13 protein-coding genes, 1 tRNA gene and 1 other RNA gene are annotated in these 18,790 nt (G+C 39.0%); 11 read left to right on the top strand and 4 right to left on the bottom strand.

Features of this window, described 5'->3' with window-relative positions; translation table 11 throughout:
* Nucleotides 1-1,256 (top strand): hypothetical protein (locus FJ366_03420; GenBank protein ID MBM3894615.1); only part of this gene is annotated, 1,256 nt, incomplete at its 5' end.
* A 51-nt stretch (nt 1,257-1,307) separates the two neighbouring features.
* Here the strand turns inward: FJ366_03420 and lon are convergent.
* A complete protein-coding gene (gene lon, locus FJ366_03415; GenBank protein MBM3894614.1) occupies nt 1,308-3,833 on the bottom strand; it encodes an endopeptidase La in 2,526 nt (841 codons plus the stop codon).
* A 385-nt stretch (nt 3,834-4,218) separates the two neighbouring features.
* Between lon and FJ366_03410 the strand changes: the two genes are divergently transcribed.
* From FJ366_03410 to FJ366_03390, 5 genes are all read left to right on the top strand, one after another.
* Complete coding sequence (locus tag FJ366_03410; protein ID MBM3894613.1) at nt 4,219-5,628, top strand: hypothetical protein; 1,410 nt, start codon at nt 4,219-4,221, stop codon at nt 5,626-5,628.
* 54 nt (nt 5,629-5,682) lie between these two features.
* A complete protein-coding gene (locus FJ366_03405; GenBank protein MBM3894612.1) occupies nt 5,683-7,086 on the top strand; it encodes a hypothetical protein in 1,404 nt (467 codons plus the stop codon).
* Between the two features lie 148 nt (nt 7,087-7,234).
* Entirely contained in the window at nt 7,235-8,320 is a 1,086-nt protein-coding gene (gene rpsB / locus FJ366_03400) for a 30S ribosomal protein S2 (protein MBM3894611.1), read from the top strand.
* Nucleotides 8,321-8,402: 82 nt separating this feature from the next.
* Nucleotides 8,403-8,494, top strand: a tRNA-Ser gene (locus FJ366_03395).
* A gap of 58 nt (nt 8,495-8,552) precedes the next feature.
* Nucleotides 8,553-9,158: a hypothetical protein gene (locus tag FJ366_03390; GenBank protein MBM3894610.1), complete on the top strand. Its 606-nt coding sequence runs from the start codon at nt 8,553-8,555 to the stop codon at nt 9,156-9,158.
* A gap of 47 nt (nt 9,159-9,205) precedes the next feature.
* Here FJ366_03390 and FJ366_03385 read toward each other — a convergent pair whose 3' ends face one another.
* The gene (locus FJ366_03385; protein MBM3894609.1) at nt 9,206-10,192 is read right to left on the bottom strand and encodes a threonylcarbamoyl-AMP synthase; all 987 of its coding nucleotides are present in this window, start codon (nt 10,190-10,192) and stop codon (nt 9,206-9,208) included.
* A gap of 185 nt (nt 10,193-10,377) precedes the next feature.
* Between FJ366_03385 and ffs the strand changes: the two genes are divergently transcribed.
* An RNA gene (gene ffs, locus FJ366_03380) (signal recognition particle sRNA small type) lies at nt 10,378-10,464 on the top strand.
* 110 nt (nt 10,465-10,574) lie between these two features.
* On the opposite strand, the gene FJ366_03375 is transcribed toward ffs, so the two are convergent.
* Complete coding sequence (locus tag FJ366_03375; protein ID MBM3894608.1) at nt 10,575-11,294, bottom strand: hypothetical protein; 720 nt, start codon at nt 11,292-11,294, stop codon at nt 10,575-10,577.
* Between the two features lie 195 nt (nt 11,295-11,489).
* On the bottom strand, nt 11,490-14,138 hold the full coding sequence (locus FJ366_03370) for a hypothetical protein (GenBank protein ID MBM3894607.1): 2,649 nt from the start codon (nt 14,136-14,138) through the stop codon (nt 11,490-11,492).
* Between the two features lie 250 nt (nt 14,139-14,388).
* Between FJ366_03370 and dnaX the strand changes: the two genes are divergently transcribed.
* The 4 genes from dnaX to FJ366_03350 all read left to right on the top strand — a co-directional run.
* Nucleotides 14,389-16,047 (top strand): DNA polymerase III subunit gamma/tau, encoded by a 1,659-nt coding sequence (gene dnaX / locus FJ366_03365; GenBank protein MBM3894606.1) that lies wholly within the window; start codon nt 14,389-14,391, stop codon nt 16,045-16,047.
* A 78-nt stretch (nt 16,048-16,125) separates the two neighbouring features.
* A complete protein-coding gene (gene der, locus FJ366_03360; protein MBM3894605.1) occupies nt 16,126-17,457 on the top strand; it encodes a ribosome biogenesis GTPase Der in 1,332 nt (443 codons plus the stop codon).
* A gap of 136 nt (nt 17,458-17,593) precedes the next feature.
* Nucleotides 17,594-18,598: a hypothetical protein gene (locus FJ366_03355; protein ID MBM3894604.1), complete on the top strand. Its 1,005-nt coding sequence runs from the start codon at nt 17,594-17,596 to the stop codon at nt 18,596-18,598.
* The coding region (locus FJ366_03350; GenBank protein ID MBM3894603.1) for a hypothetical protein at nt 18,595-18,790 on the top strand (196 nt) is incomplete at its 3' end. The genes FJ366_03355 and FJ366_03350, both read left to right, overlap by 4 nt.

Genomic DNA, 18,790 nt, shown 5'->3' with positions numbered 1-18,790 from the left:
CAAATAATAAAGAACTTTTTTCTCAGTATATTTATTTCATTAACAACAAATCATTTAATGCCTATTCCTTTAAAGCTATTCCCAATATTCCTTGGATGATGCAAAACGACATGCCAAGCGAATCATTAATACAACCTGCCCAAACCGGATCAAACACTGCCACGATTAATTCAGACGATTACAATCCCTATGGTTGGAAACAAATTTCTTCTTCTCCAACCGACAACTTCACACTTTCATTTGAAGCAAAAGCAACAACAGATTTGCATATTGGTTTTCAAGATATCGAAAATAATCTGTTACACATTACACTTGGCGGCTGGAACAACACGCAATCGGCCATTTCATTTATCAAGGAAAATAAAGCTCTCACCAATCGATATATTCCATCTCAAAAACAAGCAACTCCAAGCTCAAAAGTCATTCCGGACGAAACATCTTTTGTAAAATACGCTGTAACGGTTTCTGCCGGGTGCTTATATATCACCGCAAACAACATTCCTTTAATTAATTTTTCACACAACTGGATCAAAGAAAGAAAATTTAGTTCTTATTCTTTCAAAAAATGGTCCGGAGCTCAAAATTGGATGCTACAATCTGCAGCAATTATCCCAACAATTCAAATTCAAAATCCAGCACCCGTTCTAACTCTTGAAGCAGATGAAAAAGAAATTTTTGCAGACGATTACCCAACATTTGGCTGGAAAAATCTTACAAATACAAACTCATTAAATTTTTCAGCAAAAGGAAATTCCGATATTCATATTGGTCTGCAACATGGACCTACAAGCTACATAGAACTTGTTATCGGTGGATGGAGCAACACAAAAAGTGTCGTACGAAACTTTACAAATGACATACAAACTGAAGAATCTTTTTCCGAACCGGGCGTCCCTCAGATTCCTGATTCAACATCTTTTGTAAACTACTCAATCACTATAAACAATGGAATTATAACTGTTACCGCAAACCAAAACCAAATCATCTCTCAATCGATGCCCTCCTTAGTCGGAAAAACATTTTCACGATACAGCTTCAGAGCTTGGAGCGATGCGCCATCTTGGATACTCAAAGAATCTTCAACAACAAATACATTTGATCGAAATGGCTTTGAGCAAACAAGAACTGCAGCAACTCAAGCAATGCAAACGCTACAAACACAAGTGAATCGAGTAAATCAAATTATCGCGGATGCAAAAACAGCATTTAGCAACTTAGCAACGCAAATCAAATATTCAACTCCATTGCCTTGGTAACAAAAAATCGGGCAGGTGTTCCTGCCCGATTATCTTTGTAATTAGAAAAAATTATTTCTTTTTTATAATTGTTTTTCGCTTTGGCGCATTAATGACTCTTTTGCGACGAACAACTGTTTTGATTTTTGGTAATTTCTTTTCCTTTGCGGGAGTTTTTTTCTTCATCCCAACAGTTTTTTTCTTCGACTCTTTTGATGTTTTTTTATCTTCATCAACAGTATCGTCAACTTTTTCTTCACCACCAAAAGAAACTGCAAATTTATCGAATGCATGAGCAAGAACCGTATCCATGTGATCGGCATAAATAACCGTCAATGACGAATCCAATTCTTTTTCAAACTCCTTGATATCAACTTCATTTTCTTTTGGAACAATAACTGTTGTAAATCCAAACCGAGTCGCAGCTAAAAGTTTTTCTTTTAAACCGCCAACCGCAAGAACTCTTCCGCGAAGCGTAACTTCACCAGTCATCGCAACAGTACTTTTTACCGGAATATTAGCAAGCGATGAAACAAGCGCCACAACCATGGTAATACCAGCAGAAGGACCATCTTTTGGAATCGCGCCTTCTGGAACGTGAATATGAAGATCTGATTCTGAATAAAATCCAGGCTTTATACCAAGCTCTTTTGCTCGCGAACGAATGTAACTCAATGCTGCTTGTGCAGACTCTTGCATCACCTCACCAAGTTGACCGGTAATCGTAAAATTACCTTTTCCTTTAAGTTGCGTGACTTCAATTTCAAGTACATCGCCACCAACCTCTGTCCATGCCAATCCTGTAGCAACACCGATACCATTGTGAGACTTGGATGCATCTTTTCTAAATCGAGCAGCACCAAGCAACTCTTCTAAACCACTTGGTTGTACTTTAATTTTTTTAGGAGCTTTATCTTCAAGAAATTTTGATAATGATTTTCGTACAATCTGAGCAATTAACCGATCAAGACTTCTCACGCCAGCTTCTTTGGTGTAATCAGAAATCAATCGCTTCAATGTTTCTGTCGAAATTTCCAATTGCCGAGGCAACACTGCATACTCTTTAAGCAACTTTGGAACCAAGAATTTTTGTGCAATATCAAGTTTTTCTGCTTCTGTATATCCAGAAAGCGATACCAAATCCATTCTATCAAGCAACGGTCCTGGAATTTGATCAACCACGTTCGCAGTCAAAACAAACATTACCTGAGAAACGTCATACCCAATTTCCAAAAAATAGTCCGAAAACGATTTATTTTGCTCTGGATCAAGAACCTCAAGAAGAGCCGATGCTGGATCTCCCCTAAAATCCATCGACATTTTATCAACTTCATCAAGCAAAATAACCGGATTTACCACTTTTGACTTACGCATTGCTTGAATAATTTTTCCAGGCATAGCTCCGATATAAGTTCTTCTGTGTCCGCGGATTTCAGCTTCATCACGCATACCACCAAGTGAAATTCTCACAAATGTTCTGCCCAATGCGTCTGCTATCGATTTTGCAAGCGATGTTTTACCAACCCCAGGAGGTCCTGCCAAACAAATTATTGGAGCTTTTTTTAATTTATCACCCGCAAACTTTTTAGCCGCAATAAATTCTAAGATCCGCTCTTTAACCTTAGTCATTCCAGCATGAGAATCATTTAAAATTTTTTCTGCCTGCTGCAAGCTGACACGATCTTTTGAGGCTTTATTCCACGGCAACGCAATTAATGTTTCGATATAATTTCGACTCACAGCTGCTTCTGGAGATGAAAACTGCATTTGCTCAAGACGACGACATTCAATTTCGACCTTTTCAAGTGCTTCTGCTGTCATTTTTGCGCTTGCTGCTTTTTCTCGTAATTGATCGATCTCTTTTTGCTGATCATCTCGGCCAAGTTCACGCTGAATAGCACGCATTTGTTCATTCAAATAATAATCACGCTGATGCTTTTCGATTTGCGTTTGAACTCTTTTTTTAATATTTTTTTCGGTTTTTAAAATTTCAATTTCAGATTTTAACATCTCACTCATGCGAATAGCACGTTGCTTTACATCAAAAATCTCTAAAACTTCTTGCTGCTCTTCAAGATCAAACGTAAGTTGCGAGGACAATGTATCGGTAAGATAATCAAGGTCATGAACACCCTTAAATAAATCAAAAACCTCTGCAGAATGCTTTTCGCTCAATTCAACATACTCTTTAAAGTAGGCAAACAAACTTCTCCAGAGAGCTTTTTCTTCAACTTCTTTAATCTTTTTTTCACACGGGACATCAATCGCTTCAACAGCCATGTAGCCTTCGGCGGTAATTTGTTGCAAAACTTTTGCGCGCGAAAGACCTTCGATCAAAATTTTCATAACGCCATTTGGAAATCGCTCGATACGGACAATACTTGCCCGAGTACCAAACGTATATAAATCAGAAAAAGTCGGATCTTCAATATCAACCGACTTTTGAGCAGTTACAAAAATTTCACGCGAACCCCTCAAGGCAGCCTCGACAGCTTGGATAGAAATATCTCTACCAACAGCAACAGGACGAATGCTGTGCGGCCAAGCCACAACATTTTTTAATGGAAGAACTGGTAAAACGTACGAACTTGTTCTCACGGGAGCACCTTCCTTTTTAATTTGTTCTTAAATTTTTCCTTACAATGGAGCTTTCCCTGCAAACCCACACCCTTGCTAAACACGTTAAACATCCTGCAAGGATATGCAAAAAGAATGAAACCGCAAACCGAACTTGAGATAAAAAGAGGTTTTAAGGCCATTACATTCTATTTTTTACAAAAAAGCGCTTATTTTTTCACTTTTTTAAGCACCCATATCTTTATCTTATCGTGATTCAAAAGAAAGGACAGGCTGAATTAATATTTTTTTAAAAAAAGCATTTATAAAAAATTTATAAAAAAATAAAAATCCTTCTTGCAGACAATTCTGGAACGGAATAGACTTTAAAAAAAGCAGTTTTCCCCTCTAATCCAAAGAATAAACCATGAAATTTTCTTTTTTTTCTGACCTGACAGCTTTATGGTCCGTCAACAAAGAAAGTCGCCTTAAAGTATTGCTCATCGGTATGGTGTTTTTCTTTCTATCTGCATGCCAAGCCATTTGGCGTCCATTGAAATCTTCCATTTTTGCAAAAATTGCAGGTGCTCACGCAATTGCGAGCGCTAAAATTTATGTTTTACTCTACATTATCCCTCTTCTGATTTTTTATTCATATCTGGTTGATCGGCTCAGAAGACATCAACTTTTATATGTGTTTTCACTGTTTCACGGAATTGGCGGTGCTTTTTTTGTTACGCTCTTTTCGTACTTCCCGCTTACAGCTTTCCAGACAAATCCTCTTTTACATGCCTGTGGATGGGCTTTTTACTTTCTCATGGAAAGCTTTTCTGCCTTTCTTTCCACCGTTTTCTGGTCGTTTGCTAATTCAGTAAACACGCCTCAGGAAGCGCAACACACCTATGGCTTTCTTGTTTTAGGTTCAAAATTGGGTGGAATTTTCTCTGCAGGATCGCTCTATTTGGCGCTCAATTCAGTAGTAAAAACAACTCAAAACACAACTTTTACGCTCCTGCCACAGACTCTTCTTGTCGGCTGCTCTCTGCTCATCGCCAGCGTTGTAGTTGTCTTCCTTCTTATTAAAAGTGTTCCCCAAGAACAAATGCGTGGATATCAAGAAGAAAAAACAGTCGAGAGTGCGCCAGATCCAGAGAAAAATATTAAAAAAGTCTTTTTCGCAAAAATACTTGATGGCCTTTCAAGCATCATAAAATATCCATACGTTGCGGGAATTACTTCGTTAGTTTTGTTGTATGAGATAATGATTGCAATCCTTGAATATCGCGTTTTAATTGCAGCCGATGCTGCTTACGCTTCTACCGAAGCCCTTACACAATATTATGCACTTCAATACATGTGTATGCATGGAATTGGACTCTTCTTTGTGCTCTTTGGAACCGTTCCACTCCAACGCCTTACCAATATTAGAGTTGCGCTTTTTGCAGTTCCAATCCTTAGTTCTCTTCTGATCTCAGCGACATATTTTTGGCCAACGCCTACCTGCTTTTTTGGAGCCCTGGTTTTAATTAAAGCACTTAATTACGCAGTTAATCATCCAACACGGGAAACATTGTATATTCCTACGACAAGATCAATTAAATTTAAAACAAAAGCGTGGATCGATGCATTTGGTTCGCGAGCAGCAAAAGCACTTGGTAACGTTTTCAACCTACTTACAGGATGTTGCGGCGGAGCAATACTGAACCAAATGAGCGCAATAGTTAACGCGTGCGTGATCGGGGCTTGGCTCTGCATCGCATCAGGGCTTGGGGTAGCATTTGTTCAAACAATTAAAGATAAAAAAGTGATCGGCGAAGAAGACTCGTCAAAATCATAGGGTATTTTAAAACATAAGGGCATGCGATAGCGTTTGCTAGGGGGTATTTATTTAATGAATTTGTCTCACGCAGTACATGAAGGATACGATAAATTAAAGGTTTTTTATCTTGCAACCGCGCACGCTGCGATCATTGCGGCCTATTCAATTGTTCGCCCAATAAAAAGCACCGTTTTTCTTTCTTTTATTGGCGCATCATACTTGCCAACAGCTAAAATTGTTTCTTTTGTTATGGCACCAATTTTGATGTATTTATATTCAAAATTATTAAACGCAACTCATAGACATCGCGTTGCCATTATTTTATTTGGTATTTATGCAATTGCTATTGCAGTGTTTAGCCTATTTTTAATTCACCCAACAGTTGGAATCGAAAACACAATCAGAAGCCCCTCCCGCATTATTGGATGGGTGATTTATCTTTTTCTGGATTTTTTCAATGTCATGGTTCTTGAAAACCTATGGAGCTTTACCAATTCAATTAGTTCGCCAAATTTTGCTAAAGAAAAATATTCAATAATCAATGCATCTGCGCGAGGGATTGGCGTTTTATCACCTCTTCTTGCAGCAGGCATCAACACACAATTTGAATCAACTATTAGCTCTCCACTGTTATGTATTTTAGCAAGCACACTCATCACGGTCGCACTGTTAAGTTTACAAAAAATAAATAGCTCAATCCCTGAAGAATATCTTGCAGGATACAACAAAGACAAAGAGGCTCACATCAAAGACAAATCTCAAAAATCAAATTGGCTTGATAGCCTTAAGTTGCTCTTTCAGGAGCCATATGTTGGTGGGATTTTTGTCCTAGTGTATAGCTTCAATTTCGTATCGACTTTTGCAGATTTTCAGATGCAAACCTTTGTTGCCGAATACTGCAATAATGATTTTCGCGCAATTGGCACTTTCATGTTCATGTACACAGCAGTGTTTCAGGGCCTTGGGTTTTTCTTTTCACTTGTTGGCACAAAAGCGATGCTTAAACGATTTGGCGTTCCAACCTGCTTAATTGTAAGCCCCGTTATCATCTTTGGGCTCATGCTGTTTTTAATTAGTTTTAAAACACTTTTTGCCGCAACGATGACGATGATCATGCTCAGAGCACTCAATTACGGATTTAACACTCCGGTACGAGAAATGCTTTTCATCCCAACCACAGAAACAATTCAATTTAAATCAAAAGCCTGGATTGCTTCTTTTGGACAAACCTTCTCAGAAGGACTCAGTTCATTCTTTAATGATCCAAGCATGATTCTTCACCTACTGCCAAGTGGACTTGCAAATTCGCAAGCTTTCTTGGGAATAATTAGCGGACTTGCAGCATCAGGACCAGGACTTTCTCTGGGTCTTACCGGATTGTGGCTCATCTCTGCACACTTACTGGGTAAAAAATATCAATATACAATCACCCATAATCAGGTTATTGGAAACCATGGACCAAAAAAGGCCTTGTAAGAGCGAAATATTTGGATTAATCTACGAATGTTGTTAAAAAACGTCGCCTCTTTTTTTGAGTGCGATACGTTGTAGCTTCATACAAAATGGGTGCCGCGCCAACAAGCGCGTCTGAAGCTACAAAAATAACCCACACTAAGGATAAATCATGATCGATTTAAAAAAACTTATTGACTCTGGTGTTCATTTTGGACACAAAACCTCTCGTTGGTCCCCTAAAATGGCTGGATACATCTGGGGTTCTAGAAACGGTATTCATTTAATTGACGTTTCAAAAACAGCTTTCTTGCTCAAAAAAGCTGGTGAAAAATTATATGAACTTGCTAAAAATGGTGGCCAAATCATTCTTGTTGGTACAAAAAAATCTGCAAAAGAATCGATGAAAGCAGCTGCATTAAAACTTAATCTCCCGTACGTTGTTGAACGTTGGATTGGTGGTACATTGACCAACAACGATCAAGTTAAAAAAGCTGTTACCAGACTTTTGCACTTGCGCGACGTCATGGGCAAAGGCGATTTGAATCTTGGAAAAAAAGAACAAAGTATGTTGACCAAAGAGGTTGCTCGGTTGGAAAGAAACGTTGGTGGTATCATCAATCTTGCCTACCCACCTGCAGCTCTTGTTGTAGTTGATGCTAAACGTGAATATTCAGCAATTCGTGAAGCCGCGTTTATTGGTATTCCAGTTATTGGTCTTGTTGATACCAATACCAATCCTGAAGGCGTAAGCTACATTATCCCAGGAAACGACGATTCACCTCGTTCGGTAGAATGTGTTGTTGAATATCTTTCAGAACAAATCGCAAAAGGTTTGGCGGAATATGAAGCAACAAAACCAGCTCCAACTGTAACTTCAAAAGTTTTTGGCGAAAAACCTGCGCACAAAACTGGTAAATTTGTACAAAAAAATGACAAAAACCATGGTCCAAGAAAACCAGTCTTTACCGAGAAAACCAAAATTGAAATTGGTGAAGTAACGGTTGTTGAACCTAAAAAAGTTGTCAAAGAAGCTGAAGTTGTTGCCGCTGAACCAGTAAAAGCTGATGTTGCCGTAGAAGCTGAAGCACCTAAAGCTACAAAAAAAGTTGCTATGGCCAAGGCAGCTCCTAAAAAAGCTCCAGCAAAAAAAGAAGTTGCAGAAGAAAAAGCTCCAGCAAAAAAAGTTGCAACCAAGCCAATGGCAACCAAAAAGCCTGCAGCTAAAAAAGAACCTGCAAAAACCTCCAAAAAATAACGGTTAGTTTTTGGAGGGATGGCTTTCTCCTTCGTTGATAACTTCGGCGAAACGAGATGCCAAAATTCTTTTAAAAATATCTGGAGAGATGGCTGAGTGGTCGAAAGCGCATGATTGGAAATCATGTATACCTTGAAAGGGGTATCGAGGGTTCGAATCCCTCTCTCTCCACCATAATTAAAAAAAGCTCACGAAATTTCGTGAGCTTTTTTTCTGTCTGAAAGGAATCTTCATGGTACTTAAAAAATTTTTAGTAGCTAGCGCTATTGCCGCAACAACACTCTCATTTGCCCCACGCAATGAAGAATATTATGAAATTGAAAGACTTGTTCAGGAGCACGCATATCAAGTCGGCAATCGAACGATTTGCCCAAACTTTACTTCTGATAAAGTTCCTGATAATGCTGTCTACAACCAAGTAGTAAGAATTTTAGGGATTGTTTATTACGCCACCGAAAAATGCCATGCGTATAATTATGCACAAGGACTACGTGTTGACGGTGGAATTGAACAAATTCCTGTTCCTGTTTATCCCGAATATGCAGGCAAACAAGATGATATCACAACACAAATAATAACTACCTATCTCCAAAAACTTGCTGACGCTCCTGTCATTTGGTTTCCTTACTCAATCTTAAAGCCAACGTTCAATATTGGAAAATTTATTGTTGGCTTAGCCGATTTTAAACGAGTTTTAACTACCGATTTTGAAAGTCTTAACGCAATTGCGCTTGATCTTAAAGCTCACTATGATGAAGTTAAAGCAGCTCATGCACGCCGCGCTGCAACTGAAAGCCCTGACGATCTTGCAGAATCAGGAAGCTGCGTTATTTCATGATTTTTTAGCAATTACTAAAAAAGCCTCATTTAAACGTGAGGCTTTTTTTACTGTTTATACGATGCTTTTTGTAGTCGATCAATAATTTCTGACCACTCTTTTGGCGGCTGTTGAACCAAGATCAACTCTGCGCCAACTGCATCAATTTCATGAAGCGCAGCATAAAGCTGCTGAGCATACAACTCTCGAGAGGTAGGCATAACACGCGAAACAATCAATTCATTCTGCTGTAAGTCCGCGGCTCCAAACCATAACACCCCAAGACGTCTCTTATTTTTATTTGCCTCTGTCAAAAAAGGCATGAACTGTTCTGCTGAAAGCACTAACAACTTTGTTGTTGGTTGATAGTGGTCAACCATGTTGCCCGCCACACTCACATCATGGGGCTCAAAATCGTCTACCTTCGTCTTAAGAACTTTTTCAAGCATCTGTCTGGTAATTTGTCCCGGACGCAAAATACGCGGGATTTTTGATGTAAGATCAACGATTGTTGACTCTAGACCAACTGGACATGCGTGTGCATCAAAAACAGCGGCTATTTTACCCGAAAGACCAGAAAGAACATGTTCGGCACACGTTGGGCTAATTTTTTTGTGCAAATTTGCCGAAGGAGCAGCAATCCCAGAATCAAGCTGCCTCAAAACCTCTAAAAAAAGTTCATTTCTCGGTACACGCAAACCAATTGTTGGCAATCCACCGGTCACCGCATCGCTCACGCCATCAGCCTTATGAAAAAGCATCGTCAATGGACCGGGCCAAAAAGCATCGGCCAATTTTTTTGCAAGCGGCGAAACATCTTTTGCCCACTCAGTAATTTTCTCAAATGATGAAATATGGACAATTAACGGATGATTGTTTGGACGCCCCTTGGCAATAAAAATCTTCTCAACCGCACGATCATTCCGTGCGTCAGCACCAAGACCATAGACCGTTTCGGTCGGCAAGGCCACAACCTCACCAGCTCGCAATAAGTCCACTGCAAGAGTAACATCCGAAGACGATGATGGATCAAGAATGCGCGTAGAGCTCAGCATACAAACAAAACACCAAAAAAAAGATTTTTATACGACCAACTATCTAAAAAGTATAACGGTTTAGATAGTTTTTTTCTAATCCCCCCTATTTTATTTCACTTTTTAAGGCTTTTTGGCTTGCGTTATTTGAAAGCCTTTTTATACTTAAGTTATTGAAGTTTAAAGCTTCATCCATTCGTAAATAAATTAGGCGGTAAAGTTATTGATTGTAGAATCTGTCAGGTCCGGAAGGAAGCAGCAGGGATAATTGGTAGGTTGTACCGCCTTTATTTTTAAACCTAACAGTTAATGCTCACAAAAAATTGTTTTTTTTTACTATAAAAAATATATACGCATATCAAACTACATACAGCTCTTGTAAAAAAAATCGTGCATATAATTTTTAGGGCTGCAGCACTGCAAAATCCCAATCAAACTCAACTCCTTGATCAATCAGTTTTGTAAAAATCGATTGACTCGCAGCATGAGTCATCTTTGGCAGAAAGCAGGTACAAAATAATTGATCTTCATGAAACGCATTTTCACAATAAATTGTTTCTTCGCAACCAACGCCCCGAGAAAAAATTGTTGCTGATTTTGAATTAACAACACAAATATGCCAATTATACTCCATAGCCGCGGATCTTACTCGCTCGCTTATCTCACGCGGCGACTTAAACCACTCATCATCAAGTTCACCTGAAATAACGATTATTTTTTTCTGCCCAGAAGACTGCGCACGCTTCATGAAGTTAATCGTTTTGACTAAATCAGGATGATCGCAAAACATCACCAAAACACTATCTGGCTCATCAAGGCAATTAATATATTCTGGATCTTTTTCCGATTTTGGAACAACAAAATCATCTGCGCTGTTATTTGAAAAAACATATGCAGGTTTCTCGTACAAGAAACTCGCTTGAGCAGACAACGTCTGCGCAAAAGTATGTAGCGTAATTGTAACCACGGGATCAATAAGAGCAGAACGTCGTGCAGATAAAATACCACCAGCAATACCAATTGCTGCAAGCGCAACGCCTCGAGACGAAAACATCCCATGCACGTTCATTGCAACGGTCACTAAGAATATACCCAACACCAACTGTCTGCCGAGATCTTGCATCGCAAAACCCCCCACAAAACCTGTTTTGCGTCACAAAAGCATGTAATCATACCGTAAAAAACTACAAGCTATCTGAATAATTAACCCAGTTCATCTTGTGGAATCCGAATATCTTCAGCAGCCATTAAACTATTTTCTGTCAACGCTTGAACTTGAGGAAGAAACACATTTGCTTCCTCTTCATCTCTCACATTATTAAACCGTTGGATATTTCTTTTCGATAATAACAACAAATCGATCATTCAATGGTCCACCTGCAAAAGCCCCTGGGCGAAGACACAACTTCATTTCTGAGGAACTACCAGCAGCAGGAACGATTGCTGTACGTGTAATTTGCATCACAGAACAATTCGTTTTCCTTTCTGACCAACGCTTGTGCCAATATCCTAAAGGATTTGCAACGTTCACACTAAACTGTTCATCCCCTATCAAAAGTTGAATATCAAAATATCCACAAAAAGAGCTCTTGGTAACCGAAGAAATCAAGACCCCTTCAACAGCAACGGCCTTTAACGCCTCTTCGATTTTGTAAGGCATCTGGTCAGAATCACAACACTTTTTAAGCATTTGTTCAAACCTATAAAAATCATCCCCAACTGCATCAAGAGCTTTTTGTACTGCAATTTCCGTTTTTTTAAATGTTTCTACTGACAGCACATCAATCTGCGAAATAAGATATGCTATCTTTTGCCAAGAATCACCATCAGCCCGAGGATCTACCAAAAGCTGATTGGCCTTTGTAGTTTCTTCTCTTCGTTTACTTTTAAGTCGAGTTACAAATTTAGTGAGCGTGTTATTAGTTACACGCAATTGTGCCAATATTTCTGCTGAAATCGTTTTTGTACTTCGAACACCATCTTCAATAGCCATAACATCGAATGAACCATCTTCATTTTTTTGCCATGCATTAAAAGTCTCATCGGATTTCAATGCAATACCTGCGTTATGAAGATCAAAAGCAGAGCCTAATTTCTGAGAAAACTTTTGAAAAGCTCTTGGTCGATCGGAGGTACCATCAATACCGTCCAAAGACAATTCAACTCTATGTTTTGCTACAAGCGATTTTGCTAAATCTTTCACTTTTTTAAAAAGATCTTTAGCATCATCTAAAACCTCTGAAGTATTATTTGCCACAAGAACCAATTTATTGCCTTCATTGCGATAAATAAAAATCTCTTGCGAATGTGTAACAATATTAATCATACCTCTTTTTTTTGTTTTTTCTTGAGGGAGTGTCTCTCGGAATATTTCTCCAGGTCCCTGAACAACGGTTATTTTAATGTAGTTTGTGGAAGCACATTCTTCGTCCGGCTCAGATATAGAAATGTTACAATTTTCCCAGTCACGTAATGTAACTTCACGAGAAGGATATGTTACATATGAATTTCTCTCTGTGGGCCACCGCCTTTGATAAATAGCACCGTAAGAATGACAAAAAAATTTATAAAAAAAGTCTTCAAAAAATACTTCTTTTTCAAATTTGGTAGCGAATGGATCAACTTCTTCAGGTTCTAATGAGTTTATAATTTGACGTATTCTTTCTGCAAACAATTCAATAGTATCAAATTCACTCGATTCCCCACCTGCAACTAACTTAATTTTGTTTGATGCAGATCGTGTTATAAAAATCTTTTGATGGAATTTTTTTAAAACACTTAAATCTAAATTTCCCGGACCATCCTTAGACACATTTTCATCATAAGAAATTGTTATCTGCGTTTCTTCAGGGCGAACATCAGCGTCTTGAGCCACACAGCAAACCGTAAGTCGTTCTTTTAATTTATAATCCTGCCCTACCCAAAACCAAAAAACTTGTTCCGCTATTGGTATTAAAACACGAGTCGCATCAAGATCTAGTGGTCGATTTTCAAAAGAATTTTCTCCAACTAATCTTCGTTTTTCAAAAAACGTTATTAATGGAAAGCTAGAAACTGTACTATGGCTAAGACTTGCTAAATAATCAGTATTTGCTTGATCTTCTCTTTCAACGACAAGAATTATTTTCCTCACTCCTGGCAATTTTTCTTCGCATTTATCTGTAAGTTGATAAGCCAAAAGATGTGGATCTTTTGCTGAAATCAACACAAGCGCGCACGATGAACCGTCAATCGATACAGCAAATTGCCGATTCTCATAAAATGTCTGCCACTCGCCAAATTGACCTGGATACAAACGTGCAATTTCACGCTTTGCTTGCTCATAAAATGATTGAAATTTTTTTCCAATTCCCAGCGGTAACTCTTTTCTGAAAGCAGTCGCCAGCCCCACAAAACCAGCAAATACTCCCTTGCCCCAATGCTTAGAGACGAAAGAATCATCACAAACCGATGATTTAACCAAGTTAACCAACTGAGCATCTACGCGGCCTGAAAGCGTATTAAAAGTCACGACGCACACAAGTTTGTTATTTCTTCTCTCAAAATCAAAATCCACAACAACAGAATCTTCTGGGTCTGCATACTCAAATAAAACACTCGTACTGATTCTCGTGGCTTTTGTAGAATACAATTGCGCAGAAGCCTTCAAAACTTCACTGAAAAAGCGATAAAAATAGGGCTTTTCTAAAAAATATGCGTGCGAACGAGCTACATCAAAATCATGCAAATAGTCTCTTGCGCGACTCGAAAGAAGACTCACGCGTGTTGTTGCTGCTGGTAAAACATCAACTTTTTTAAATGTTCCAGAAACCCTATGCGGCATGCCTTTTCCTGGAAATACCACCGAATGATTAAACAATATTTGAGACTTGGCAGCAATTGCTTCGCCTTGAGAGAGTGAACCCGATGCAAAAAAAGATGGGGCTGCAAAAATTCCCCAAATCAAAAAAAGATATCTATAATTCATGCGCTACAAATAAATAAATTTACAACAAATACCCTTTCAAAATGGCAGATCGCTCAATAATTTTCAAAAAAAGAAAGCTCCATTAAAAATAGATAGTATTTCAGAAAAACACCCTGAAATATGTTCTAAAAAAATTCTCTGTGAAAACTTTTGTGCTCATTCAAACCTCGTGGCGAATTACCCTAGACGCTCAAGCTAACCTGACCTACACTAAAAACAGGTTAGCCCAAAAAATTATGAAGGATTTTTTATGTCTACATCGATTCATTTTGCCAGAACACTCAGACCTAAAAAACTTTCTGAGGTTATTGGGCAAGAAATTGTTTCTAACATGCTCTCCAACAGCATTTACCTTAACCGCTACTTTCCGGTCTATCTTTTCTATGGCCAACGAGGATGCGGAAAAACAACCGTCGCTCGGATTCTTGCAACCATGATTAACTGCTCGCAGTTGGAATCGTTTCAAGCCGATCCAAGAAGCACACAACTTCCCTGCACCACGTGTCCTTCATGCATTGCCTCACGAGAAGGCTGTCACCCAGATTTTATCGAAATCGATGCAGCATCAAACACGGGCGTTGATAACGTACGAGCAATTTTGGAATCTGCACAATACCTTCCCCTTATGGGCCGCAAAAAAATCTATCTCATCGACGAAGCGCACATGCTGAGCAAAGCAGCGTTTAATGCTCTCCTCAAAATGCTTGAAGAACCTCCGGTGAACGCTCTTTTCATCCTTGCAACCACAGAAATCGCCAAAATCCCAATCACAGTAAAATCTCGCTCTTTCTTGGGGGTTTTTAATGCACCAAGTCACGCAGTTGTCTGCGAATACATCACAAGAGTTGCCGAAAATCATTCTATCTCAATTACCAGCGATGCCATTCGCATGCTGGTAACAAAAGCCGATCGCTGCATCAGAGACGCACTGAATCTTCTTGAACAGCTGGCATCACTTCACGATCAAATAACAATTGATGTGATCTCCCACACCTTTGGTATCGCAGATACCTCACACATTGTTCAAATCATACAATCGATCATCCAAGAAAACCCTTCATCTCTCTTTTCAGCGCTTGAAAAATGTAATTTTTACGACACAAACCCAACAACTTTTTGGCTCAGCCTATGTGAAGGTTTTTCATGCCTTTCTCGATCTTTTTGCGGTTCAGGAATCCATAGCTCATTTATGCCACATGAAGCAGAAATAGATGCTCTAAGCAAACAAACTGCATCACCCCGACTTGCATTTATAAACACACAATTTTGGCTTGCAGAAAAAATTTTAAACACCACAACCAATAAACACCTTTTTATTGAGCACTTTTTAAGCAGCATGTGCAATGCACACACACAATCACTGCTAAAAAACGCTCCGTCAGAATCAATTTCTCTTGCAACTGCGTCAACACAACAACCAGATTCGATCGGTAAAAAAATAATTCATGAATCAAAGCAAACACCGCAGCCCACCCTGGTTCACCCCAAAAAAACTCCTGAACTCAAAAATGACGCCAGCTCAGAGCCTACTGACTTACCTGCAGAATGGCTCACCGTTATTAATGACCTCTCCAACGAGCCTGACAAAATTCCCTACAGCATTTTACGCAAAGCCCATCCAGAGATAAGCGAAACAAGACTGCTTGTTTACATCGACAACTTTAATTCATTTTTGGATGAGCAACTTTCTGAACGCAAAACCATCTGGCACAAAAAGATTTTAACAGCCTTCCCCTCAGTAAAAACCATAGAATTTCAGAGCAAATCCAAGGAACCCAAAAAAAACCCCACTCCTCAAAAAAATGATTCCTCCGCAAGCCCTGGGCAACCAACTCTTTCTGCGCGCAATCTTGCCGAAGGGCCAACCACCGACTTGATCATGAAGTATTTTCCAGGTAAACTGATTTAATGATGGTTTTTTCTGTAAAAACCATGCTTTTTTCCGGGTATCGTTAATCGTTTGTATCGTTTTTTAGAGAGTTTTTGTATGTCCAGCACGCGCACAGAGTTGCCGGTTGTCGTTCTTTTTGGACGAACAAACGTCGGTAAGTCCACTATTTTTAACCGTTTATCAAGTGGTGCTCGAAGCCTTGTATTTGATCGCCCGCACGTGACACGAGACCCGATCGAAGACGTCGTCAACTGGAACGACAAAACCTACCGCCTCATCGATACAGGTGGCGTCCCTCTTGAAAAAAAGAATACCGAAATTGACCTTGCCGTACGAAAAAGCATCGAAGCTATTTTAAAAAAAACAAGCCTTATTTTATTTGTTTGTGATAGTACCGAAGGCATTACCGCAGATGACCGTAAGCTTGCACAAATGGCCCGCACCAGCGGACTGCCAACCCTTCTTGTTATCAATAAAGTTGATAACAACGACCAAGACGCTCAGGCAATCAGCGAATTTGCAGAATTTGGATTTCATGACATTCACACCATTTCTGCTATTCACGGACGCGGGTTTGCAAAACTTTTAGACAGAATCAGCGCGCTTGTTCCTGCAATCAAGCACGAAGAAGTTCAGACAGAACCGGAGTACAAAGTTGCAATCATCGGCAAACCAAACGTCGGCAAATCATCGATGCTCAACCTACTCGTTCGCGAAGAGCGCTCATTGGTTTCTGATATCCCTGGAACAACGCGAGAAGCCGTTCGTAGTACGATAAACATTCACCAAACAGCCATCGAATTTGCTGATACCGCTGGAATTAGAAAACAACAAGCGGTAGAAGACCCACTTGAACTTTTGATGGTAAAAACATCATTCAAAGTGCTTAAGCATGCCAATTTAATCGTTTTAATGTGCGATGCGTCAGAAAAACGCATCACCGATCAAGAATTAAAACTCCTTTTCTATGCACACAAAGAGCACAAATCGCTTATTTTAGTAGTTAATAAATCAGATTTAATCACCGACGAAGATAAAAAAGCATTTCTCTATCACCTCAGCCAATACGAACATCTTACAAAAAAAATCCCGGTTATCTGGACATCATGTGTCACCCACAAGAACATCAGTAAAATCAGAGAAACAATTCACCAGATCAAAATTCGTTCTGAACAAAAACTTGACGTTGTCAGTATTAATACCGTCATCAGACGTAAGCTTTCTGAGCATCCACTTACATACAATGGGACCGAATTTCGCATTTTAAACGTTCGTCCAATCAAGGGCGATGTGCCGACCCTTGTTGTTCATACCGACCATCCAGAATGGGTTAGACCATCACATTTAGCATATTTTGAGAATGTTGTTCGAAGCCAATACGATCTTTTGGGATGCCCAGTGAAATTTATTGTCCGGAATATCAACTAACATTTCATACTGAAAAAACCAAAAGTGGATTTTTTTTTAAAAAGAACTCTTTTATTCTCGCGATATATTTTAATAACTGATTTGAAATAAAAGGTAGAATTAAAAAAGTCGATACCTATAAAAAAGGGAAAAAACTATGCAATTTATAAAAATAGCACTCTTGGCTCTTTTCTGCACAATTCAACTAACCGCAACCCCAACTGAAGTTGTCATCCCTATCTCAGCAAACGCAACTGTTGCCGATTTATTTACCTACGTTGGCGCAGATGGCAAAAAACATATTAAAATTCCTCAAGCGCCACACTTTCAGGTTCCTGGGCACACAGATACACTCTACCCGGCAATGTACAACGAACACCTTACACTTGGTTCGTTTTTGCGATTTACCAAGCGAGCATCAACCCTTTTTAGGCACACAGAAGACGTAACTCAATTCAAAACAAAGCTAAAGAATTTTTTTGAATTAATGCGTAAAATTGATTTAGAAAAAAGAAATCCTGACATGGTTGTAACAATAACCATGCCAAAAAGTTTCTTTCGTAATGAGCTTACTCAAGAATTATCACAAAGAACCTTACACAACCTTTTCTATGACACTGCAAAAAACTTTCTGGATGGAATCGATCAAGATCAATCAAAAAAAGAGTTATTGGAACAAGAAATTATCAAGCTTTTAGAAACACTTCCGCTCTCTGATAGCACTGTTTCAGATCAACTTTCTGATATGTTATCAACCAAGCCCAATACGGCGTTATTAAAATTACTGCTACTATCTTTTTCTTCTTCCATAAAATATATCGGTGATGTTCCATTTATTCAGATCAAAGAGAACCCATTTGTTTTTATTATGTGGCTGTTATATTTTTCTTGCTCTACAGTTTTTTGTGCCCACTTTCTCATATTGGGCCTTAATACGCATCCTCTTTACTTTTTAGGAGTGCTGATCGCATTAGCTGGAGTAGTTCATAACTTTATGATTATTAATGAAAATTCTTTACCAGACAAGAACACAACAAATTTTAACTCAATAACCCATCGTTTCTCGATCGAACCTGGCGATGGCATTTCAGTTTCGTTTGAAGTTGTGGCAGAAAAACCTGTACCACTAGCTGATACCGCAACAGAAAGGCTTACATCATGAACCATATCAAATCGCTACTCTTGGCTCTTTTCTGCACAATTCAACTAACCGCTACACCAACCGAGGTTGTCATCCCTATCTCAGCAAACGCAACTGTTGCCGATTTATTTACCTACGTTGGCGCAGATGGCAAAAAACATATTAAAATTCCTCAAGCGCCACACTTTCAGGTTCCTGGGCACACAGATACAC

The organism is Candidatus Dependentiae bacterium (genome assembly GCA_016871815.1).
Taxonomy (GTDB): Bacteria; Babelota; Babeliae; order Babelales.
This window is presented reverse-complemented; position numbering and strand designations above follow the sequence as displayed.

What these genes read in the sequence shown, in the direction of transcription:
- FJ366_03385 (MBM3894609.1), bottom strand. Translation starts at nt 10,192, where the DNA reads ATGCTGAGCTCTACGCGCATTCTTGATCCATCATCGTCTTCGGATGTT.
- FJ366_03390 (MBM3894610.1), top strand. Translation starts at nt 8,553, where the DNA reads ATGGTACTTAAAAAATTTTTAGTAGCTAGCGCTATTGCCGCAACAACA.
- FJ366_03355 (MBM3894604.1), top strand. Translation starts at nt 17,594, where the DNA reads ATGCAATTTATAAAAATAGCACTCTTGGCTCTTTTCTGCACAATTCAA.
- FJ366_03370 (MBM3894607.1), bottom strand. Translation starts at nt 14,138, where the DNA reads ATGAATTATAGATATCTTTTTTTGATTTGGGGAATTTTTGCAGCCCCA.
- der (MBM3894605.1), top strand. Translation starts at nt 16,126, where the DNA reads ATGTCCAGCACGCGCACAGAGTTGCCGGTTGTCGTTCTTTTTGGACGA.
- rpsB (MBM3894611.1), top strand. Translation starts at nt 7,235, where the DNA reads ATGATCGATTTAAAAAAACTTATTGACTCTGGTGTTCATTTTGGACAC.
- FJ366_03375 (MBM3894608.1), bottom strand. Translation starts at nt 11,294, where the DNA reads ATGCAAGATCTCGGCAGACAGTTGGTGTTGGGTATATTCTTAGTGACC.
- dnaX (MBM3894606.1), top strand. Translation starts at nt 14,389, where the DNA reads ATGTCTACATCGATTCATTTTGCCAGAACACTCAGACCTAAAAAACTT.
- FJ366_03405 (MBM3894612.1), top strand. Translation starts at nt 5,683, where the DNA reads ATGAATTTGTCTCACGCAGTACATGAAGGATACGATAAATTAAAGGTT.
- FJ366_03410 (MBM3894613.1), top strand. Translation starts at nt 4,219, where the DNA reads ATGAAATTTTCTTTTTTTTCTGACCTGACAGCTTTATGGTCCGTCAAC.